Origin of the sequence: Aquamicrobium soli (genome assembly GCF_042646345.1) — a bacterium.
In the GTDB taxonomy this organism is placed as follows: domain Bacteria; phylum Pseudomonadota; class Alphaproteobacteria; order Rhizobiales; family Rhizobiaceae; genus Mesorhizobium; species Mesorhizobium soli_A.
Genome location: NZ_JBHRTK010000031.1, coordinates 197,317 through 217,428 on the forward strand (window position 1 = coordinate 197,317; position 20,112 = coordinate 217,428).

The 20,112-nt window shown below is 65.8% G+C and carries 19 protein-coding genes and 1 pseudogene; 19 read left to right on the forward strand and 1 reads right to left on the reverse strand.

The features are described 5' to 3' along the window. The first annotated feature begins 16 nt into the window (after nt 1-16). From ACFOHJ_RS23085 to ACFOHJ_RS23170, 19 genes and pseudogenes are all read left to right on the forward strand, one after another. On the forward strand, nt 17-430 hold the full coding sequence (locus tag ACFOHJ_RS23085; RefSeq protein WP_378225213.1) for a phage major tail protein, TP901-1 family: 414 nt from the start codon (nt 17-19) through the stop codon (nt 428-430). Next, on the forward strand, nt 427-768 hold the full coding sequence (locus ACFOHJ_RS23090; protein WP_378225214.1) for a gene transfer agent family protein: 342 nt from the start codon (nt 427-429) through the stop codon (nt 766-768). Before ACFOHJ_RS23085 ends, ACFOHJ_RS23090 begins: the two co-directional genes overlap by 4 nt. Then, nucleotides 765-998: a rcc01693 family protein gene (locus ACFOHJ_RS23095; RefSeq protein ID WP_378225216.1), complete on the forward strand. Its 234-nt coding sequence runs from the start codon at nt 765-767 to the stop codon at nt 996-998. Before ACFOHJ_RS23090 ends, ACFOHJ_RS23095 begins: the two co-directional genes overlap by 4 nt. Beyond that, entirely contained in the window at nt 970-1,563 is a 594-nt protein-coding gene (locus tag ACFOHJ_RS23100) for a phage tail tape measure protein (RefSeq protein WP_378225218.1), read from the forward strand. The genes ACFOHJ_RS23095 and ACFOHJ_RS23100 overlap by 29 nt, the downstream gene beginning before the upstream one ends. 36 nt (nt 1,564-1,599) lie before the next feature. Beyond that, nucleotides 1,600-2,205, forward strand: a pseudogene (locus ACFOHJ_RS23105) (phage distal tail protein, Rcc01695 family); the annotation flags it as partial. Between the two features lie 84 nt (nt 2,206-2,289). Then, entirely contained in the window at nt 2,290-3,216 is a 927-nt protein-coding gene (locus ACFOHJ_RS24930; RefSeq protein WP_449224172.1) for a GTA baseplate fiber-binding domain-containing protein, read from the forward strand. 32 nt (nt 3,217-3,248) lie between these two features. Beyond that, nucleotides 3,249-3,455 (forward strand): hypothetical protein, encoded by a 207-nt coding sequence (locus ACFOHJ_RS23110; RefSeq protein WP_378225219.1) that lies wholly within the window; start codon nt 3,249-3,251, stop codon nt 3,453-3,455. 118 nt (nt 3,456-3,573) lie between these two features. Next, complete coding sequence (locus ACFOHJ_RS23115) at nt 3,574-3,885, forward strand: hypothetical protein (protein WP_378225221.1); 312 nt, start codon at nt 3,574-3,576, stop codon at nt 3,883-3,885. A gap of 94 nt (nt 3,886-3,979) precedes the next feature. Further along, the gene (locus tag ACFOHJ_RS23120) at nt 3,980-4,645 is read left to right on the forward strand and encodes a response regulator transcription factor (RefSeq protein ID WP_378225222.1); all 666 of its coding nucleotides are present in this window, start codon (nt 3,980-3,982) and stop codon (nt 4,643-4,645) included. 36 nt (nt 4,646-4,681) lie between these two features. Continuing rightward, nucleotides 4,682-6,070, forward strand: a complete 1,389-nt coding sequence (locus ACFOHJ_RS23125) for an ATP-binding protein (RefSeq protein WP_378225224.1) — start codon at nt 4,682-4,684, stop codon at nt 6,068-6,070. Between the two features lie 100 nt (nt 6,071-6,170). Further along, on the forward strand, nt 6,171-6,617 hold the full coding sequence (locus ACFOHJ_RS23130) for a hypothetical protein (protein WP_378225226.1): 447 nt from the start codon (nt 6,171-6,173) through the stop codon (nt 6,615-6,617). Nucleotides 6,618-6,725: 108 nt separating this feature from the next. Next, nucleotides 6,726-7,859, forward strand: coding sequence for a c-type cytochrome biogenesis protein CcmI (gene ccmI / locus ACFOHJ_RS23135; RefSeq protein WP_378225228.1), 1,134 nt, complete (start codon nt 6,726-6,728; stop codon nt 7,857-7,859). Nucleotides 7,860-7,861: 2 nt separating this feature from the next. Further along, on the forward strand, nt 7,862-8,305 hold the full coding sequence (ccmE, locus tag ACFOHJ_RS23140; protein ID WP_378225230.1) for a cytochrome c maturation protein CcmE: 444 nt from the start codon (nt 7,862-7,864) through the stop codon (nt 8,303-8,305). 14 nt (nt 8,306-8,319) lie between these two features. Further along, nucleotides 8,320-10,305 carry a heme lyase CcmF/NrfE family subunit gene (locus ACFOHJ_RS23145; protein ID WP_378225232.1) on the forward strand — a complete coding sequence of 662 codons (1,986 nt, stop codon included), beginning with the start codon at nt 8,320-8,322 and terminating at the stop codon, nt 10,303-10,305. Further along, on the forward strand, nt 10,302-10,769 hold the full coding sequence (locus ACFOHJ_RS23150) for a cytochrome c-type biogenesis protein (RefSeq protein ID WP_378225234.1): 468 nt from the start codon (nt 10,302-10,304) through the stop codon (nt 10,767-10,769). Before ACFOHJ_RS23145 ends, ACFOHJ_RS23150 begins: the two co-directional genes overlap by 4 nt. A gap of 128 nt (nt 10,770-10,897) precedes the next feature. Then, nucleotides 10,898-12,439, forward strand: coding sequence for a Do family serine endopeptidase (locus tag ACFOHJ_RS23155; RefSeq protein WP_378225236.1), 1,542 nt, complete (start codon nt 10,898-10,900; stop codon nt 12,437-12,439). 190 nt (nt 12,440-12,629) lie between these two features. Further along, nucleotides 12,630-13,304, forward strand: a complete 675-nt coding sequence (locus ACFOHJ_RS23160) for a response regulator transcription factor (protein WP_378225362.1) — start codon at nt 12,630-12,632, stop codon at nt 13,302-13,304. Nucleotides 13,305-13,310: 6 nt separating this feature from the next. Further along, complete coding sequence (locus tag ACFOHJ_RS23165; RefSeq protein ID WP_378225238.1) at nt 13,311-14,768, forward strand: sensor histidine kinase; 1,458 nt, start codon at nt 13,311-13,313, stop codon at nt 14,766-14,768. A gap of 5 nt (nt 14,769-14,773) precedes the next feature. After that, nucleotides 14,774-17,731 (forward strand): bifunctional [glutamine synthetase] adenylyltransferase/[glutamine synthetase]-adenylyl-L-tyrosine phosphorylase, encoded by a 2,958-nt coding sequence (locus ACFOHJ_RS23170; protein ID WP_378225364.1) that lies wholly within the window; start codon nt 14,774-14,776, stop codon nt 17,729-17,731. Here the strand turns inward: ACFOHJ_RS23170 and ACFOHJ_RS23175 are convergent. Beyond that, nucleotides 17,714-20,026 (reverse strand): PAS domain-containing sensor histidine kinase, encoded by a 2,313-nt coding sequence (locus ACFOHJ_RS23175; protein WP_378225240.1) that lies wholly within the window; start codon nt 20,024-20,026, stop codon nt 17,714-17,716. The genes ACFOHJ_RS23170 and ACFOHJ_RS23175 overlap by 18 nt on opposite strands. Nucleotides 20,027-20,112: the final 86 nt, after the last annotated feature.

Sequence of the window (20,112 nt, forward strand, 5' to 3'; positions counted from 1 at the left end):
TATCAGGAGGCCAGGCATGGCTGCACAGAAGGGCAAGGACCTTCTTCTCAAAGTTGATTCCGGCGGCGGCTCGTTCGTCACGGTCGCGGGGCTGCGCTCGAAGCGGATCGCCTTCAACAGCGAGACCGTAGACATCACCGATTCCGATTCCGCCGGCCGCTGGCGCGAATTGCTGGCGGGTGCCGGCGTTCAGCGCGCAGCCGCCAGCGGTTCCGGCATCTTCAAGGACGCGCAGTCCGATGAACTGATCCGGTCGCGGTTCTTCGCCGGGGAGATTTCGGACTGGCAGCTTGCCGTGCCCGGTTTCGGCACGATCACTGGTCCGTTCCAGATCACGTCGCTGGAATATACTGGTTCGCATGACGGCGAAGTGACGTTCGAGATGGCGCTGGAATCGGCAGGCGCCATTGCCTTCGCGGTGACGCCATGAGCGCCAATCGCAGGCGCGGCGAGGTCGAAGCCGTCCTCGACGGCAGGCCGCGCAAGCTGTGCCTGACGCTGGGCGCGCTCGCCGAGCTGGAGACTGCCTATGCAGCCAGCGACCTGACTGCCCTTGTCGAGCGCTTCTCGACGGGCCGGCTGTCGGCGCTGGACATGATCCGCATCATCGGTGCCGGCCTGCGCGGCGCGGGGGAGAGCGTGTCCGATGAAGAGGTCGGCGCCATGCAATCCGATGCCGGCGCGACCGGCTTTGCCGCCATCGTCGCCGACCTTCTGGCCACCACGTTCGGTTCCGGAGCGGGCGAGGAAGCCCCGCCAAACCCTTGAGGGCCGCGGCAGGCACGAAGCCGGCCTTCCCATGGGATGACGTCATGGCGATCGGTTTCGGCCTGCTGCGGCTTTCGCCGGATACGTTCTGGAAGATGACGCCGGTCGAGTTCGAGCGGGCGCTTTCGGCGTTGCGCCCCGGCAGGACCATGCCGCCCAGCCGCGAAACCCTCGCGGCGCTAATGCGCACATTCCCCGACCATGCGACGATGGAGACTGGATTTGGCTGAAGACGTAACGGTTGCGATCCGCGCCGACACGGCACCTTTCCAGCTGGCGCTGGAGAATCTCGAAAAGCTGTCCGACAATTTTGGCAACCAGCTTTCGGGGGCGCTGAAAAGTGCTGCCGTCAACGGCCGGGAGCTGGACGATGTGCTGCGCCGCGTCGGCCTCAACCTGGCCGGCATGGCGCTGGCGCAAGGATTGAAGCCGCTGCAAACGCTGGCGGGTTCGCTGTTTTCAGGCCTGCTGGGCGGGCTTCCCGGCATCCTGCCTTTCGCCAGGGGCGGGGTGCCGGGCCATGTGGTGCCGTTCGCCTCGGGCGGGGTCGTGTCGAGCCCGAGCTACTTCCCCCTTGCCGGCTCCATCGGACTGATGGGGGAGGCTGGAAGCGAGGCGATCCTGCCGCTTCGCCGTGGTTCGGACGGGTCGCTGGGCGTTGCCGCGGCCGGCGGCGCGCCGGTCAATGTCGTCTTCAACGTCACCGCGCAGGACGCCGCCTCCTTCCGCAAGTCCGAGGCCCAGATCACCGGCATGCTGGCGCGCGCCGTATCGCGCGGCACCCGCACTTTCTGAGGAGAAACCGTGTCCGACCTTGCCAGTTTCCATGACATGCTGTTTCCGCTCGCCGTGTCCTTTGGCGCGACGGGAGGGCCTGAACGCCGCAACGAGATCGTCGCGCTGACCTCTGGCCGTGAAAAGCGCAATGCGCGGTTTTCGCAGTCCCGCCATCGCTATGATGCCGGGACCGGGGTGAAGTCGCTGGACGACCTACACGACGTCATCACCTTCTTCGAGGCGCGGCGCGGGTCGCTGCACGCTTTCCGCTTCCGCGACCCGTTCGATCGAAAATCGTGCCGGCCGGGCGAAACGCCTTCGGCACTCGACCAGGTGCTCGGTACGGGCGACGGGACGGTCGACCGGTACAGACTGGTGAAGGTCTATGGGGAAGGCGAGGATGCCTATCGCCGGCTGATCCGCAAGCCGGTATTCGCCACGCTGCGGGTGGCGGTCGGCGGGGCCGAAATTCCGGCGGGCGCCTTTGCGTTCGACGATGCCACGGGCGAGATCGTCTTTGCCGCCGGTTCTATTCCCGGCAACGGGCTCGCCGTGAGCTGCGGCTATGACTTCGACGTGCCGGTGCGCTTCGACACCGACAGGCTGGAAATCGGCCTGAAGGCGTTCAAGGCCGGGCAGATCCCCTCCATTCCGCTGATCGTGCGCGGCGCGCCGACGCCCTGGCGACCGTCCATTCCAGCTAGCTTGCCCACGGTGCCGGCGGTCGTGGGCCAGCCGCACGCCGTGTTCCTGGACTTGCCATCGGGGATCGGCGAGGGCGCGCCGCAAGACCAGTTCCGTGTCGCCCTCCGGCAGAAGCCGTGGCGCAGCCAGGCGCTTTTTGTTTCGCCGGAAGAAACGGGCTTTGTCTTCCGCACCACGGTCGGCAGGCCGGCGAACCTGGGCCGGCTGGCCTCGGCCGTGCAGCCGGGCGTCGTCGGTCGGGTCGACAAGGCAGGCGTCCTCCTCGTCGAGCTGTTCGACGCCGAGGCAGCGAGCGTCAGCCTTTCGCAGTTGCTCAACGGCGCGAACGCCGCCGCGATGCGCAGCACCTCGGGGAACTGGGAAATTGTTCAGTTCGCCACCGCCGAGGAAATCGCGCCGCAACTGTGGCGGCTGACCGACCTGTTGCGCGGGCAGTTGGGCACTGACGACGCCATGGCGGCAGGCGCACCGGCCGGGGCCGACTTCGTCCTGCTCGACGATGCGGTGGCCCCGGCGGGGTTGCAGGAAAGCGAGATGGGGCTGCTGCTCAACTGGCGGGTCGGTCCTTCCGGCGCCGATCTTTCCAGCGCCAATTTCACCACGCAGGCGCAGATCGGCGGCCTGCGCGTATTGCTGCCCTTGTCGCCGGTGCACCTGAGGGCGGAGCGGGCAGGGGGCGACATCCGGTTTTCCTGGATACGCCGGGGCCGCATCAATGCGGATAGATGGGACGGCAGCGACATTCCGCTCGGCGAGGAGCGGGAGGAATACCGCATCGACATCGCTCGACCGGGCGGCGCCGTCTTGCGTACGGCGGTCGTCGCCGAACCCTCCTGGCTCTACCCGGCAGCGGCCGCTGGCGACGATTTCGGCGCGCTTCCGGCGGAAATAGAGGTCAGCGTGCGCCAGTTCAGCGTCGCCGCCGGTTGGGGCATCCCGGCAGTGCGCCGCATCGTCCTTGGCTGACGCTTATTCATTCCATCGAAAGGAACACGGACATGATGACGAGCAAACCCTGGTACTTTTCGCGCACGATCTGGGCGTCGATCGTGACGATCCTGACGGGAGCGGCCGGCCTGGTCGGATTGCCGCTGGACGGCTTGGACGACGGCGCATTGACCGATACGCTGCTTCAGGCCGTCAGCGCCGTCTCGGGCCTCGTTGCCGTTTTTGGCCGGTTGTCGGCGAAACACCGGATAGGCTAGAGTGGCCGCCGTCCCTGTCCGGTTCGACCGCCGGGGAAAGGCAGATGCGCGGATGGGGAGACGCATGCATCCATTATCGTTCATATCGTATTCAGCACCGGTCCGTTAGGGTGCTGGTATGAAAGCGTTCCGTACTTCTCTTCGTCCGGCGTTGGGGGCTCTGTGCCTCGCCGGCCTCGTTTCCGGGCAGGCGACTGCGATGCCGGTGATCGACCCGTCGGTTCCGGCGGGGCAGGCGTCGCTGACCGTGCCGGTGGCGGCCGATTGCTATGCGATCGGCCAGCAGGTCGCTGCGCAGAAGGGCGGAACCCTGGCCAAGGCCTCGTCCTCGACGAAAGGCGGGCAACCGGTCTGCGTGATCGTCGTGCTGGTGCCCGGCAAGGACGGCCAGCGCCCGCGCCGCTCCGAAGTCGTCGTGCCGCAGAACTGAGGGAGCCGCAGGCGGGCGCGCTACGTTTCATCAGCGCCGGAATCGGCCTATAGCTGGGTTCGGCCCCGAGACACCGGTTTGGATACAGGATTGCATGCGCATACTCGTTGTCGAAGATGACAAGGATCTGAACAGGCAGATTGCCGACGCGCTGGTCGATGCGGGCTACGTCGTCGACCGCGCCTACGATGGTGAGGAAGGCCACTTCCTCGGCGATACGGAACCGTACGACGCGGTGGTGCTCGACATTGGCCTGCCGCAGATGGACGGGATCAGCGTCCTTGAACGCTGGCGGCGCGACGGCCGCAAGATGCCGGTGCTCATCCTTACCGCCCGCGACCGCTGGAGCGACAAGGTGTCGGGCATCGATGCCGGTGCCGACGACTATGTGACCAAGCCGTTCCATATCGAGGAGGTTCTGGCCCGGGTGCGCGCGCTGATCCGCCGTGCGGCGGGCCATGCCTCGTCGGAACTGACCTGCGGTCCGCTCAGGCTGGATACCAGCGCTTCCAAGGCCGACATCGATGGGACGCCGCTGAAGCTCACCTCCCACGAGTTCCGCCTGCTCGCCTATCTCATGCACCATATGGGCAAGGTCGTCTCGCGCACGGAACTGGTCGAGCACCTCTACGACCAGGATTTCGACCGCGATTCCAACACGATCGAGGTTTTTGTCGGCCGTCTTCGCAAGAAGATGGGGGTAGACATGATCGAGACCGTGCGCGGCATGGGCTACCGCATGCGAGAGCCGGAGGCGTAAGGCGCAACCGATTTCCAACCCATCAGGCGAGGCGTTGTGAAAAGGCTGTCGATCCGATCCTGGCCGCGTTCGCTCGCCTTTCGCGTCGTCGCCTTCTCGACGGTATGGGCCATCGTCGCGCTGATCGTCATCTTCACGCTGATCACCACCCTTTACCGGCAGGCCAGCGAACGCGGCTTCGATAGCCTGTTGTCGGCGCATCTGTTCAACCTGATCGGTTCGGTGGGCATTTCCGACAACGGGGAACTCACCGGCTCTCCCGATCTCGGCGATTTGCGATTTTCCGAGCCGAATTCCGGCTGGTACTGGTCGGTGCTGCCGGCTTCCGAGGGGGTGACCGGGGAAAGGCACTCGTCCTCGATGACGGAGGACATTCCCTCGCCGAGTGCCGCCGAAGTGCCGTTCAACGCCTCTTTCCAACGTACCTATACCACCGACGGCCTCAACGGAGAGGAGTTGCAGGTCTTCGAGAGCGAATTCGTGCTGGACGCCAAGAACCATGTCGCGCGCTTTCGCGTCATGGGCAACGAGACTGAGCTCGAAGCGGAGATAAGTGCGTTCCAGCGCCGACTCCTGACCTATCTCTCGCTTTTCGGCTTCGGCATGATCTCCATCAACGCCATCGCCATCCTGTTCGGCCTCCAGCCGCTGCGCAGGGTCCGCGACGCGCTGGCGATGGTGCGCGAAGGCACCGCCCAGCGGCTCACCGGCCGCTTTCCGGTCGAGATCGAGCCGCTGGCCAACGAGACCAATGCGCTGATCGAGAACAACAAGCGCATCGTCGAGCGCTCGCGCACCCAGGTGGGCAATCTCGCACATTCGCTGAAGACGCCGCTCGCCGTCCTCGTCAACGAGGGCAGGGCGCTGGGTGGCGCCAAGGGCCAGTTGATCGCCGAACAGACGGCTTCGATGCAAAAGCAGATCGAGCACTACCTGCAACGCGCGCGCGTTGCCGCCCAGCGCGACAGCGTGGTCTATCGCACCCCGGTGGCGCCGTTGGTCGAGCGAATGGTGCGGGTCATGCAGAAGCTCAACCCCCGAACCAGTCTGACCCTTTCGCTTCCCGAAGAGCCGATCCTGTTTGCAGGCGAGCGGGAGGATCTGGAGGAATTGCTGGGCAATCTTCTGGAAAACGCGATGAAATGGGCCGAAAGTGCCGTCCGTGTCTCCGTTCGCTGCACCCCGGCGGACAGGATTGCCGGGCGGTTCGATATCGATATCGAGGATGACGGTCCCGGCATTCCCGAGGAGAAGGCGCGCGAGGCGGTCAAGCGCGGCCGGCGGCTGGACGAGACGAAACCGGGCACCGGGCTCGGCCTCGCCATTGTCGCGGACCTCGTCAACGAATATGGCGGCACGCTTGCCCTGGAGCGTTCGAACCTTGGCGGGTTGAGGGCAACCGTGCGGTTGCGCAGCGTTTCCTGACGTGCTCCGCCGAAAGAAGCTGGCCAAACATTAGCCAAACATCGATACTATTGCGACTCAAGCCCGCCAACGATGTCATGCCCCGGTCCCGGTCAATCGAATGAAAATACGTCTAGTGCTTGTTTCGGGACTTCTGGCTGTTTCGGGTTGCGCCACGACCGGCGGTGGCGCCGGCAAGTCGGTATCGGCCGCCTTGTCGCTTCCGAGCAGCAGCAGCGACGGAACGAAAGTCGCGAAAGCGATCGTCGCCGAGATGGGTGGTGGCCTCGTCGGCGGCAAGATCGGCGCGGGGTTGACGGAGCGCGAAAAGCGCAGCGGGCTCGAGGCCGAATACAAGGCGCTCGAATACACGGCGAGCGGCCAGGTCGTTACCTGGAAGAGCGATTCTTCGAACCGCTATGGCGAGGTGGTGGCCGCGCAACCTTATCGCGTCGGCTCGCAGGATTGCCGGCAATATACCCATACCGTTTATGCCGGCGGCGCTGGTGTTTCGGCGCGAGGTACAGCCTGCCGCAACAGCGACGGCAGCTGGACCCCGCTGACCTGACGCGTAACGACATTGTGACCCGTTAGCCCCGTCCGGGCCGTCGTGCCGCCAAAGCGTCGCAGGGTGCTCATGTTGGCAGCAGGCGGCACTACCGCTATTGGAAAGGTCATGCTGTTCTGGGTCATAGCCGCCGTCCTGACGCTGGGTGGGAGCCTGGCCGTGCTGTTGCCTCTGGCCGCCGGCCCGAAGGCATCTGCCGACGGCCCGAGCCACGATCTGGAAGTGTACCGCGACCAGTTGTCGGAACTGGACCGTGACGTCGAGCGCGGCCTGATTCAGCCGGCGCAGGCGGACCAGGCGCGCGCCGAGATAGCGCGGCGGATCCTGCGTCTCGATCCCGCGGCCGAGAAGGCGGCGTCGGCCAAGTCGTCCGGGTTCTCCCGCCTTCTGGCCACGGCCGCCGTGCTGGCGGTTCCGCTGGTCAGTTGGGGCTTTTATGCCGGGCTCGGATCACCGGACCTGCCGTCGCAACCCTTGGCTGAACGTCTGACGAAGAACCCCGCCGACAGCACCGTCGACGAACTGGTTGCGCAAGCCGAGACGCATCTGGCAGCCAACCCCTCGGACGGGCGCGGCTGGGACGTCCTGGCGCCGATCTATCTGCGCATGCAGCGCTTTCCCGATGCCGTGACCGCCTATCGCAACGCGATCCGCCTGGATGGCGAAAGCGCGGCCCGGCAGGCGGGCCTCGGCGAGGCGATCGCCGGCGAAGCGGGCGGCATCGTTTCCAGCGACGCGCAGGCAGCCTTCGACGCGGCCTTGAAACTCGATCCGGCCAACGTCAAGGCGCGGTTCTATCTCGCGCTGGGGATGGCGCAGGAAGGCCGCAACGACGAGGCGACAGCCGGATGGCAGGCCCTGCTTGCCATGTTGCCGCAGGATTCGCCGTGGCGCGAGGCGGTGGTAGCCGCTCTTTCGCGGGCCGGAAAACCCAAAGCCGGCCCCGGTGAAACGGCCGGCGGTCCGACCCGCGACCAGATCGAGGCCGCTTCCTCGATGTCCGCCGAAGACCGTGGCACCATGATCGAGACCATGGTCGCCAGCCTCGATGAAAAGCTTCGGCAAAACCCGCGCGATTGGGATGGCTGGAGCAAGCTCGTTCGCTCCTACATGGTGCTGGGCAAGGCCGACCAGGCCAGGGATGCCCTCAAACGCGGTGTCGCCGCATTCGGGGCCGATACGGACGAGGCTAGGAGGCTTGCCGCTTTTGCCGCTTCGCTTGGCCTGGCCGCGACGGAGTAGCGATGACACGCAAGCAAAAGAGATTGTCGGTGATCCTCGGCGGACTGGCCTTCCTGGCGGCGGCGGCCGGGCTGACCTTCTACGCGCTCGGCCAGAAGGCCTCCTACTTCTACATGCCGGGCGATCTGGCGACCGCGCATGTCGAGCCGGGCCAACGCATCCGGCTGGGCGGGCTGGTCGAGGAAGGCACGATCCGGCGCGGGCAGGGCGCGACGGTAGCCTTTTCGGTGACCGACAAGCAGAATTCCGTCAAGGTGACCTATACCGGTATCCTGCCGGATCTGTTCCGGGAGGATCAGGGCGTCATTACCGAGGGGACATTCGGCCCGGACGGCGTCTTTGTCGCCGACAGCGTGCTGGCCAAGCATGACGAGCGCTACATGCCCCGCGAAGTGGCCGACGGCCTCAAGGCCAAGGGCGTGTGGCAGGAGGACAAAAGTGAATAGCAGGCGCTGCCGCCATGGTTGAAATCGGACATTTCGCGCTGGTCCTGGCGTTCGCCCTGGCGCTGGTGCAAACGATCGTGCCTGTCTACGGCGCGAGAACGGGGAACGAGCGCATGATGGCGGTGGCGGGACCGGTCGCCGTTACCGGCTTCGCCGTCACAGCGCTTTCCTTCGCCGCATTGGCCACGGCCTATGCGGTTTCCGATTTCTCGGTGCAGAACGTCTGGGAAAATTCCCATTCGCTGCAGCCGCTGATTTTCAAGATCACCGGCACGTGGGGCAACCATGAAGGCTCGATGCTGCTTTGGGTGCTGATACTGACGTTCTTCGGCGCCCTGGTCGGCGTGTTCGGGAGCAATCTGCCGGCGTCGCTGAAAGCCAATGTGTTGGCCGTGCAAGGCTCTATCGGCGTTGCCTTCTTCCTGTTCATCCTGCTGACCTCCAACCCCTTTGCGCGCCTCAACCCGGCGCCGATCGAAGGGCGCGACCTCAATCCGATCCTCCAGGATTTCGGGCTCGCCGTTCATCCGCCGCTGCTTTATCTCGGCTATGTCGGCTTTTCGGTCTGCTTTTCGTTCTCGGTCGCGGCCCTGATCGACGGCCGTATCGACGCGGCGTGGGCGCGCTGGGTGCGGCCGTGGACGCTGGTCGCCTGGATATTCCTCACCGGCGGCATCGCCGTGGGCTCCTACTGGGCTTACTACGAACTCGGCTGGGGCGGGTTCTGGTTCTGGGACCCGGTTGAGAATGCCTCCTTCATGCCGTGGCTGGCAGGCACCGCGCTGCTGCATTCGGCCATCGTCATGGAGAAGCGGTCGGCGCTCAAGATCTGGACGCTGCTGTTGTCGATCCTGACGTTCTCGCTGTCGCTGCTGGGAACCTTCCTCGTGCGCTCCGGCGTGCTGACTTCGGTGCATGCCTTCGCTACCGATCCGACGCGCGGTATCTTCATCCTGTGCATCCTGGTCCTGTTCATCGGCGGCTCGCTGGCCCTGTTTGCCTGGCGGGCCTCGGCCCTGACCGCAGGCGGGCTGTTTCACCCGATCTCGCGGGAAGGGGCGCTGGTCCTCAACAACCTGTTCCTGACGACGGCGACGGCGACCGTGCTTGTCGGAACGCTCTATCCGCTGCTGCTCGAAGCCGTTGCCGCGGACAAGATTTCCGTCGGCGCCCCCTTCTTCAACCTGACGTTCGGGCCGCTGATGGTGCCGCTACTGGTGCTTGTTCCTTTCGGGCCGCTGCTGGCGTGGAAGCGCGGCGATGTTTTCGCGGCCGCGCAGCGGCTGATGGCGGCCTTTGCCGCCGCTCTCGTGGCATGCCTGGTGACGGCCTTCTTCATCGATGGCGCATCGGCCTTTGCCGCGCTCGGCGTCGGGCTCGCGTTCTGGCTGATCGTCGGTGCGCTGACCGACCTTGCCGTCAAGGCCGGGCTGGGCAACGTTCCTGCCGCGACGATGGCAAGGCGCTTTGTCGGCCTGCCGCGCTCGATCTTCGGCACGGCGATCGCCCATCTGGGCCTGGGGCTGACCGTGCTCGGCATCGTTGCCACGGTTTCCTTCGGCAGCGAGAAAATCCTGTCGATGCATGCGGGCGAGACGGTGGCCCTTTCCGGGCACACGGTGCGCTTCGCTGGGCTCTCGCCCTACAAGGGTCCGAACTACAGCGAGGATCGGGCGGCCTTCGAAGTGCTGGGCGACAACGGCAAGGTTGCCGGCGTGATCCATTCCGCCAAGCGGTTCTATCCGGCACGGCAGATGGCGACGACGGAATCCGGCATCAGGACGATGGGCTTCAGCCAGCTTTACATCTCGCTCGGTGACGAGGGCGACGACGGCTCGGTCGTGGTGCGGCTGTGGTGGAAGCCGCTGGTGACGCTGATCTGGCTCGGCGCGCTGGTGATGATGGTCGGCGGCGGCATGTCGCTGATGGATCGGCGGCTGCGGGTCGGGGCGCCTTCTCGCCGCCGCGAGAAAGTTCGCACGGTACCGGTGAACTCATGAACGTGAAGGCGGCACTGGCGCTTGTGGTCCTGCTTTCGGCGTTGCTGGTCCATGCCGGCAGCGCGTTCGCGGTAAAGCCCGACGAAATGCTGGCGGACCCGCAACTGGAGGCTCGCGCCCGCGGCATTTCGGAAGGCCTGCGCTGCATGGTCTGCCAGAACCAGTCGATCGATGAATCGGATGCCGATCTTGCCCGCGACCTGCGGCTTCTGGTGCGCGAACGCCTCAAGGCCGGCGACAGCGACGCCCAGGTCGTAGACTATGTCGTGTCGCGCTATGGCGAGTTCGTCCTGCTGAAGCCGCGCCTGAGCGCGCATACCGTGCTGTTGTGGGGCGCGCCGCTGGCCTTGCTGCTTGTCGGCGGGCTCACCGTGTTCCTGTCGGCGCGCGGCCGCCGCAAGGAAGCTCCTTCGCTAGATGCCGAGGAGCAGGCCAGGCTGGACGCGATTCTGCGCAACGACTGAGCGCCCGTTCCTTCAACATTACGAAAGTTTCATTCCCCGGAAATGGCCCGGTAATGTCGGCCGCCTTATCTCTGCCTCTACAGGATGCCGGACGAGCACCCGTCGAACCAAGGCAAAGGACAGAGATCATGAACAAGGCCCCCAATTCATCCTCGTTTACCCACAAGCGCCTGATGGCGGCGGTTGCGTCGCTGGCTATCGCTGGTGCCATCGGCTTTGGCGCGGTCACCACGGGAACGGCACCCGTCCTCGCCGATGCCGTCCATGTCCAGGCGCCGCAGGTCCCGAGCTTCGCCGACGTCGTCGAGCGTGTTTCGCCGGCCGTCGTCAGCGTCAAGGTCAAGGCCAAGGTGCAATCTACCTCCGATGATGGCGGGTTCGGCATGTTCCAGGGGCCGGACGGCCTGCCGGACAATCCGCAACTTCGTGAGTTCTTCAGGCAGTTCCGCGGCTTCGGCGACCAGGGCGGTCAGCGCAACAGCCGGCGCCAGCACCGCGACCATCGGGACGACCAGCCGCGTCCCGTCGCCCAAGGCTCGGGCTTCTTCGTATCCGAGGACGGCTATGTCGTCACCAACAACCACGTCGTCGATGAAGGCACGGCCTTCACCGTGGTGATGAACGACGGCAAGGAACTCGACGCCAAGCTCGTCGGCACCGATCCGCGCACCGATCTTGCGCTGCTCAAGGTCAACAGCGACCAGAAATTCACCTATGTGGCCTTTGGCGACGATTCCAAGGCCCGCGTCGGCGACTGGGTGGTGGCCGTCGGCAACCCGTTCGGGCTGGGCGGTACGGTGACCGCCGGCATCATCTCGGCGCGCGGCCGTGACATCGGCGCCGGCCCCTACGACGATTTCATCCAGATCGACGCCTCGGTCAACCGCGGCAATTCGGGCGGCCCGACCTTCAACCTGAGCGGCGAAGTCATCGGCATCAACACCGCCATCTTCTCGCCCTCGGGTGGCAATGTCGGCATCGCCTTCGACATTCCCGCCAACACCGCCAAGGAGGTGATCGGCGATTTGATGAAGAACGGCTCGGTCAAGCGTGGCTGGCTCGGCGTCGAGATCCAGCCGGTTACCGCCGACATCGCCGAGTCGCTCGGGCTGAAGTCACAAAACGGTGCGCTGGTGGCGAACGCCCAGAGCGATGGGCCTGCCAAGAAGGCCGGCATCGTGGCGGGCGATGTCATCACCCAGGTGGACGGCAAGGATGTCGCCTCGCCGCGGGAACTGGCGCGTCTCATTGCCGCCGAGGCGCCCGGCAAGGCCGTGGAACTCAGCGTCTGGCGCAATGGTCAGACGAAGACGTTCTCGATCGATCTCGGCAAGCTGCCGAACACCGACAAGCAGGCGTCCTCCGGCGACCAGCAGCAGGAGAACGAGGCAGCGCCCAGTTCGCTGGCCGATTTCGGCCTGACCGTTACCCCTTCCGATGACGGCAAGGGCCTGGTGGTCACCGATGTCGATCCCGACAGCGCCGCCTCCGATCGCAACATCCAGGCGGGCGACGTCATCACCTCGGTCAACTCGACCGAGGTGAATAGCCCCCAGGACGTCGACAAGGCCATCGCCGCCGCCAGCAAAGCGGGCCGCAAGTCGGTGCTGGTTCAGTTGACGCATGGCGACAACAACCGCTTCGTCGCCCTGCCCATCGCCGAAGGCTGATCGGCGGCCACGTTTCTCCGCACGGCTTGAGTACCTCTTGAGTCGCCGTGCGGAGGAAGCATGGAGCCGCGCCGGTCAGTCACCGCGCGCGGCTTCAGCGGCGACAGGCCCCGGCGCCTGTTGCTGCACGAGATTGGAGGCTGCATCGATGCGGGCATCACGGTCCACCGAAATCGGCTATAACGGCGCCATGAAGATTCTCATCATGGAAGACGACCGCGAGGCAGCCGATTACCTCCAGAAGGCTTTCACCGAGGCCGGGCATACCACGCATGTCGCCGGCGACGGCGAAACCGGCTTCGCGCTCGCCGATTCCGGTGACTACGACGTCATGGTCGTCGATCGCATGATGCCGCGCCGCGACGGACTTTCGGTCATTGCCGCGCTGCGCTCGCGCGGCAATACGACACCCGTACTCATCCTTTCTGCGCTGGGCGAGGTCGACGACCGCGTGACTGGCCTGCGCGCCGGCGGCGACGACTACCTGACCAAGCCCTATGCCTTTTCCGAGCTTCTCGCGCGGGTCGAGGTGCTGAACCGGCGCGCCGGCGCCAGGGAGAGCGAGACGGTCTACCGCGTCGGCGACCTCGAACTCGACCGGCTCTCGCACACCGTGAAGCGGCTCGGCCAGGAGATCACCCTGCAACCGCGCGAATTCCGCCTGCTCGAATATCTGATGCGCCATGCCGGCCAGGTGGTGACGCGCACCATGCTGCTCGAAAACGTCTGGGACTATCATTTCGATCCGCAGACCAATGTCATCGACGTGCATGTGTCGCGCCTGCGCGGCAAGATCGAGAAAGGCTTCGACAAGCCCATCCTGCACACGGTCCGTGGCGCCGGCTATATGCTGAAGGGCGGCTGATTTTTCATGGCGCTGTCCGTGCCCGCCATCATGAGGACGACGGCAGCGCGCCTCTCGGCGCTCTACCTGCTGCTTTTCGCGCTGTGCGCCGTGGCATTGGTCTTCTACATGACGTCGCTGTCGGCGCGCATGCTGACCGGCCAGACGCAGGAAACCATCAATGACGAGGTTTTGGGGCTCGCCCGCGCCTACCAGCGCGGCGGCCTGCCGGTCCTGGTGCGGGTGGTCGAGCAGCGCTCCCGCCAGCCGGGCGCCAATCTTTACCTGATCGCCGACACCAACGGCCAGATCCTGACCGGCAACGTGCAGAGCCTGGAGCCGGGCGTGCTTGAAACGGAAGGGTGGACGACCCGCCCGTTCTCCTACCAGCGTTTTGGCGAGGGCGAACTGGACCGGCTGCGCAACGGGCTTGCCGAGCCGGGCACGGCGCAAGCGGAGGGCCAGAGCGGGCACAACGCCATCGCGCTGGTCCTGCGGCTGCCCAACCAGATGATCATGCTGGTCGGGCGCGACCTTGGCGAGCCGGAGCGGTTTCGCGCCGTCATCCGCCGCGCCCTGACGCTGGCGCTTGGCATGATGGCGCTTGGCGGGCTGCTGATCTGGTTCTTCGTCGGGCGCTCGGCGCTGAAGCGCATCGACGGCGTCTCCGAGGCCAGCCGCCGCATCATGGGCGGCGATCTCGCCGGACGGCTGCCGGTGACCGGGGTCGGCGACGAGTTCGACCGCCTTTCCGAAAACCTCAATGCCATGCTGGCCCGGATCGCTGCGCTCAACGAAGGGCTGAAGCAGGTCTCCGACAACATCGCCCATGATTTGAAGACGCCGCTGACCAGGTTGCGCAACCGTGCGGAAGCGGCTCTTTCGGGCAAGCCCAAGGTGGGCGATTACAAACAGGCGCTGGAATCCACGATAGCCGAATCCGACCACCTGATAAAAACCTTCAACGCCATCCTGATGATCTCGCGGCTGGAGGCCGGCTATTCCTCGGAGAACACGGTGCAGGTGGACCTGGCGGCGACCGTCGCCGATGTCGTCGAACTCTACGAGCCGGTGGCCGAGGAGGCCGGCGTTACCGTCGAAACGGCGGTGGACGGGTCCTTTATCGTTCGCGGCAACCGGGAACTGATCGGCCAGGCGCTGTCCAATATCGTCGACAACGCCATCAAATATTCCCTCGATGCCGTCGGCGGAAAGCCGGCGGTGCGTGTCAGCCTCCAACGCGAGGCAGGAGAAATCCGGCTGACCGTTGCCGACAACGGGCAGGGGATTCCCGACCATGCCGACCGCGCCCGGGCCACGGAGCGGTTCGTGCGGCTGGAAAAAAGCCGGTCGCAGCCGGGCTCGGGCCTCGGCCTCAGCCTCGCCAAGGCGGTCATGAAGTTCCACGAAGGACGGCTTGACCTGCTGCCGGGTGATCCCGGATTATCCGTCGTCATGAGTTTCCCTGAAAGAACGGATCGTTGACGACAGTGGGCCATTGGTATCTGGAGCCGGTCGCCGGCCTCGTTCCGCTGAACGGGGAAAATGCGGCGCGCCATCTGGCCGCGATCGCTTCCGCCGCCGCAGAGGAAAATGTTCCACGCGTGGTGGAGCTTTTGACCGGCAACAGCCCCGTCGCCGCCTTTCTTGCGGCCGTTTTCGACCTTTCGCCCTTCCTGCGCGACCTCGCCCGCCGCCGTCCGCAGATGCTCGATCCCATTTTCGACAAGCCTGTCGAGGCGAGGCTGGACGAGATACGCGCCGGGATCGCCACGCTGGCCTGTGCGGAGGGCGTCTCTGAATCAAGCCTGATGATGGAACTGCGCCTGCGCAAGACGGAAGCGCATTTCCTGATCGCGCTGGCGGACCTCGCCGGCGAGGCCGATGCCGCCGTCACCGTTCGCCGGCTGAGCGACCTCGCCGAGGCATGCGTGCGTGCCGCCGTCGATTTCCTGCTGCGCGATAGCCACCGGCAGGGCAAGCTGCGGTTGGTGGACCCGGATCGGCCGGCGGAAAAGTCGGGCTGGATCCTGCTCGGCATGGGCAAGCTCGGCGCGCAGGAGCTCAATTTTTCCTCCGACATCGACCTCGTGGTGTTCTTCGATCCGCAGGCTCCGGCCGTCGTCGATCCGCTCGATGCCACCGACATGTTCTCGCGCCTTGCCCGGCGGCTGGTGCGCATCCTCCACGACCGTACCGAGCACGGCTATGTGTTCCGCACCGACTTGCGGCTTCGCCCCGATCCCGGCTCGACGCCGCTGGCGATCCCGGTCGAGGCGGCGCTGAACTATTACGAGGGACGCGGCCAGAACTGGGAGCGCGCCGCCATGACCAAGGCGCGACCCGTGGCCGGCGACCTCGAGGCCGGCGCGGCCTTCCTGAAGGAACTCCAGCCCTATGTCTGGCGCAAATACATGGACTACGCGGCCATTGCCGATGTCCACTCGATCAAGCGCCAGATCCATGCCCACAAGGGCCATGGCGAGATCGCGGTCCGGGGCCATAACGTCAAGCTCGGCCGCGGCGGCATCCGCGAGATCGAATTCTTCGTCCAGACCCAGCAACTGATAGCCGGTGGCCGCTTTCCCGAACTGCGCGGTCGCGAGACCGTGCCGATGCTGAAGGAACTTGCCGCGCGCGGCTGGATAACGGCGGAAGCGCGCGACACGCTGACCCGGCAATACTGGTTCCTGCGCCGGGTCGAGCACGCCATCCAGATGGTGGCCGACGAGCAGACGCATGCGCTGCCCGAGGACGACGAAGGACTGGAGCGAATCGCGCACATGCTGGGCTTTGCCGACGCCGCGCGCTTCTCCGATGGTTTTCGCGCGGCTCTCCATGAGGTGGAGCGTCATTACGCGGCGCTGTTCGAGACCGCGCCGGAACTGTCCTCGGGCGTCGGCAATCTGGTCTTCACCGGCGATGTCGACGACCCCGATACGCTGCAGACGCTGAACCGGCTGGGGTTCCAGCGGCCGAGCGACATCTGCCGCGTCATCCGAAGCTGGCATTTCGGCCGCTACCGCGTCACCCGCTCGGCCGAGGCGCGAGAACGGCTGACCGAACTGACGCCGGCCCTGCTGCAGGCCTTCGGCCAGACACGGCGCGCCGACGAGGCACTGATGCGCTTCGACGAGCTTCTGGCGGGCCTGCCTGCCGGCGTGCAGCTCTTTTCGCTGCTGCAGTCCAACCCGGCGTTGCTGAAAATGCTGGCGACGATCATGGGGGCCGCGCCGCGGCTCGCGGCCATCATCACGCGCCAGCCGCATGTGTTCGACGGCCTGCTCGACCCCGGCCTGCTCAAGGATCTGCCCGACCGGGCCTATCTATCGGCGCGGCTTGCGGCGTTCCTCGACGGCGACCGCAACTATGAGGAAGTGCTGGACCGGCTGCGCATCTTCGCGGCCGAGCAGAAATTCCTGATCGGCGTGCGGCTGCTCGCCGGCGCGATCGACCCGGCGCGCGCGGGCAGGGCGTTTTCGGACCTGGCCGACCTCACCATCGATGCGGCGCTGCAGGCCGTGGCGGCGGAGTTCGCCACCAAGCATGGCCGCGTCGCCGGCGGCAGGGTGACGCTGCTCGGCATGGGCAAGCTCGGCAGCCGCGAGTTGACGGCGGGCTCGGATATCGACCTGATCCTGCTTTACGACCACGATGCCGACGCCGAGGAATCGGACGGCGACAAGCCGCTCGCACCCTCGCACTACTTCATCCGCATGACGCAGCGCCTCATCGCCGCCGTTTCCGCGCCGACCGCCGAGGGCGTGCTCTATGAGCTCGACCTGCGCCTTCGCCCTTCGGGCAACAAGGGGCCGGTGGCGACCCATATCGACGCGTTCCGCAAATACCAGCGGGGCGAGGCCTGGACATGGGAGCACATGGCGCTGTCGCGTGCCCGCACCATCGCCGGCGACGCCGGCCTGCGCGCCGAGGTCGAGGCCGAGGTGGCGGCGGTCCTCGCCTTGCCGCGCGACGAAGTCAAGGTGAAGGCAGAGGCGTCCGGCATGCGGGCGATGATCGAGGAGGAGAAGCCGCCGCGCGATCTCTGGGATATCAAGCTGATCCCCGGCGGGCTGATCGACCTCGAGTTCATCGCGCAGGTCGCGGTCATCACCGGCAACGTCGAGCAAGACGGACATGCGACTGCTACTGCCGATACCCTGGCCCACCTGGCACCGGGTTTCGCGACCATGCAGGCGCGGCAGGAACTTGTCGAAGCCTATGCCTTCTACCAGGCGCTGACGCAGATGATCCGGCTTTGCCTCACCGGCAATTTCGACCGCCATGACGTCCCGCCCGGCCTTGCCGACCTGCTGTTGGCGGTTACCGGCCTGCCCGATTTCGGCGTGCTGGAGGCACATCTGAAGGATATGGCCGCCACGGTGCGAAGGCATTTCGACCGGCTGCTGCCGGCGGCGAAAAAGAAGCGGTCAGGCCGCGACCTTTAGCGGGTGCGGCCGCTTGCCCAGCGGGATGCGCACGGAAACGATGGTCCCCGAGCCCTCCGTCGAGCGGATTTTCAGCGCGCCGCCGTGCAGTTCCGCCAGCGAGCGCGAGATGGCAAGGCCGAGCCCCGAGCCGGCATGGTTCTTCGAAAACTGGTTCTGCACCTGCTCGAACGGCCGCCCGAGCTTGCTCAGCGCGGTTTTGGGGATGCCGCAGCCATTGTCCTCGATGGTCAGCGTCAGCGCGCCGGAGGTGCTGCGCGCCCGGACCGTGATGTGTCCGCCCTGGCCGGTGAATTTCACGGCGTTGGACAGAAGGTTGAGGACGATCTGCTTGATGGCCCGCCGGTCGGCGTAGAGCGTCATGGCGTCGGCGATGCGGGTTTCGACGGTGATGGCCTTTGCCGCCGCCTGCAGGGAAACCACGCGCACCGTTTCGCGGATGAGCGGGCACAGGTCGATCGCCTCGCGTTCCATCGAGAACTGCCCGGCCTCGATCTTCGACATGTCGAGGATGTCGTTGATGACGCCCAGCAGGTATTTGCCGCTGGAATTGATGTCGCTGGCATATTCCTCGTAGCGGTCCGAGCCGAGCGGGCCGAACAGCGCCTGCTGCATCAGTTCTGAAAAGCCGATGATGGCGTTGAGCGGCGTGCGCAACTCATGCGACATGTTGGCGAGGAATTCCGACTTGGCGCGGTTGGCGGCTTCGGCGCGGTCCTTCTCGCGCATGTATTTGCGGTTGAGTTCCACTAGTTCGCCCGAGCGCTCCTCTTCCGAGCGGCGGGCGAGGCTGAGGTCGTGGATCGTCGCCATCAGCCGGCGCTCGCTGTCGACCAGCTTTTCCTGGTGCTGCTTGATCTGGGTGATGTCGGAGCCGACCGACACCATGCCGCCGTCGCGGGTGCGCAGTTCGTTGACCTGCAGCCAGCGCCCGTCGGCGAGCTGGCGCTCGTAGGTGGCGCCGCCGCGCGGGCCGTTGGCATTGGCCAGCCGCCGCTCGGAGGCGAAGGCCAGCATCTTGTTTTCCAGTTCCGCGCGAGAGGCGCCCGGCACCACGTCGCGGTCCGACAGGCCGTTGTCCTGCTGGTATTTGGAATTGCACATGACGAGGCATTGCGCCGAATCCCACAGCACGAAGGATTCGTTGATGTTCTCGATCGCCGTGCGCAGCCGCATGTCGGCCGCCTCCGAGCGCAGCGCCAGGTGACGCTGCTCGGTCACGTCGACGGCGATGCCGATCAGCTGGATTTCGGGCGCCTCGGGATCGACCACCTGCGCACGTGCCCGCATCCACACCCACTGGCCGTCGGCGTGGCGCATCCTGAATACCTGGTCGATATGGTCGATTTCGCGCGCGACGATGCGCTTGGCGAGTTCGAACAGGTTGCCGTCGTCGGGGTGGATGATGTCATGCACCTCGCCGAAGGACAGCATCGCCTCGCAGGGGCGGTAGCCCAGCATGTCGTACATGGAGCGCGACCAGTACATCTTGCCGCGCACCATGTCCCAGTCCCACAGGCCGCAGCGGCCGCGCACCAGCGCCATGTCGATGCGCTCGTTGGATTCGGCGTGGAAGCGGTCGGCAGCTTCCGCGCGCGCGACCTGGCTGAAATAGGCGTAGAGGATGACGATCAGCAGGCTGCCCGTCAGCATGAACAGAAGCACGTTGAGCGTGACGTCGCCGCGCCAGTCCGCGAACACGGCGTCCTGCGGCACCATGACGGCCGCGGCTCCCGCGTGGCGGGGCTTGAGGTTCAGCGCGGCATACCAGCGCTTGCCGTCGATCGTGACGTCCATGACGCCGGCGCGGCTGCCGAACAAAAACAGCGGTTGGCCGCCATAGACGATGCCGTCGAGCCCGCGCCCCATCCATTGCGACGACAGCGGCGACACCGCGGTGACCTTGAACGCGCCGTCGGTGATGGCGACGACGTAGTCCTTGCCGAGAATGCCTTCCCGCGCCATTCGATCGATCAGGGCCTGCGCACCGCCCGCCGCTTCGGCATCGGCGTTCGCCAGTTGGCCGGTCGCCAGCGTCAGCATCGCCTTGGCGTTGCGCTCCACCTCGTCGTGGTCGCTCATCAGGGAAAGCACGCGAAGGGCGGCCAGCACGGCCAGGAAGACGACGATCAGGATCGGGATCAGCCGGCGCAGATAGGGTTCCGCCGCAAGCAGCTTGCGGTAGGCCGGTTCGGCGATGAGCCGCATATTGCCGATCAGGCGCGTCCTGCCCGACGTCCTGCGCCGGTCAAAAAACGTCCCCCCGGGCGCGCCCCACGCGTCCGCCTTGGCCATGAAATGGCTCTCCCCGAAATAACTGCTGTCGTCGCGATCCGGCTACACCGCACGTCCGAATCGTCAGTAAGGAATCAAAGGTGATT

What these genes read in the sequence shown, in the direction of transcription:
- ACFOHJ_RS23175 (WP_378225240.1), bottom strand. Translation starts at nt 20,026, where the DNA reads ATGGCCAAGGCGGACGCGTGGGGCGCGCCCGGGGGGACGTTTTTTGAC.
- ACFOHJ_RS23110 (WP_378225219.1), top strand. Translation starts at nt 3,249, where the DNA reads ATGATGACGAGCAAACCCTGGTACTTTTCGCGCACGATCTGGGCGTCG.
- ACFOHJ_RS23160 (WP_378225362.1), top strand. Translation starts at nt 12,630, where the DNA reads ATGAAGATTCTCATCATGGAAGACGACCGCGAGGCAGCCGATTACCTC.
- ACFOHJ_RS23090 (WP_378225214.1), top strand. Translation starts at nt 427, where the DNA reads ATGAGCGCCAATCGCAGGCGCGGCGAGGTCGAAGCCGTCCTCGACGGC.
- ACFOHJ_RS23130 (WP_378225226.1), top strand. Translation starts at nt 6,171, where the DNA reads ATGAAAATACGTCTAGTGCTTGTTTCGGGACTTCTGGCTGTTTCGGGT.
- ACFOHJ_RS23155 (WP_378225236.1), top strand. Translation starts at nt 10,898, where the DNA reads ATGAACAAGGCCCCCAATTCATCCTCGTTTACCCACAAGCGCCTGATG.
- ccmE (WP_378225230.1), top strand. Translation starts at nt 7,862, where the DNA reads ATGACACGCAAGCAAAAGAGATTGTCGGTGATCCTCGGCGGACTGGCC.
- ACFOHJ_RS23150 (WP_378225234.1), top strand. Translation starts at nt 10,302, where the DNA reads ATGAACGTGAAGGCGGCACTGGCGCTTGTGGTCCTGCTTTCGGCGTTG.
- ACFOHJ_RS23115 (WP_378225221.1), top strand. Translation starts at nt 3,574, where the DNA reads ATGAAAGCGTTCCGTACTTCTCTTCGTCCGGCGTTGGGGGCTCTGTGC.
- ACFOHJ_RS23165 (WP_378225238.1), top strand. Translation starts at nt 13,311, where the DNA reads ATGGCGCTGTCCGTGCCCGCCATCATGAGGACGACGGCAGCGCGCCTC.
- ACFOHJ_RS23145 (WP_378225232.1), top strand. Translation starts at nt 8,320, where the DNA reads ATGGTTGAAATCGGACATTTCGCGCTGGTCCTGGCGTTCGCCCTGGCG.
- ACFOHJ_RS23085 (WP_378225213.1), top strand. Translation starts at nt 17, where the DNA reads ATGGCTGCACAGAAGGGCAAGGACCTTCTTCTCAAAGTTGATTCCGGC.
- ACFOHJ_RS23120 (WP_378225222.1), top strand. Translation starts at nt 3,980, where the DNA reads ATGCGCATACTCGTTGTCGAAGATGACAAGGATCTGAACAGGCAGATT.
- ACFOHJ_RS23100 (WP_378225218.1), top strand. Translation starts at nt 970, where the DNA reads ATGCGACGATGGAGACTGGATTTGGCTGAAGACGTAACGGTTGCGATC.
- ccmI (WP_378225228.1), top strand. Translation starts at nt 6,726, where the DNA reads ATGCTGTTCTGGGTCATAGCCGCCGTCCTGACGCTGGGTGGGAGCCTG.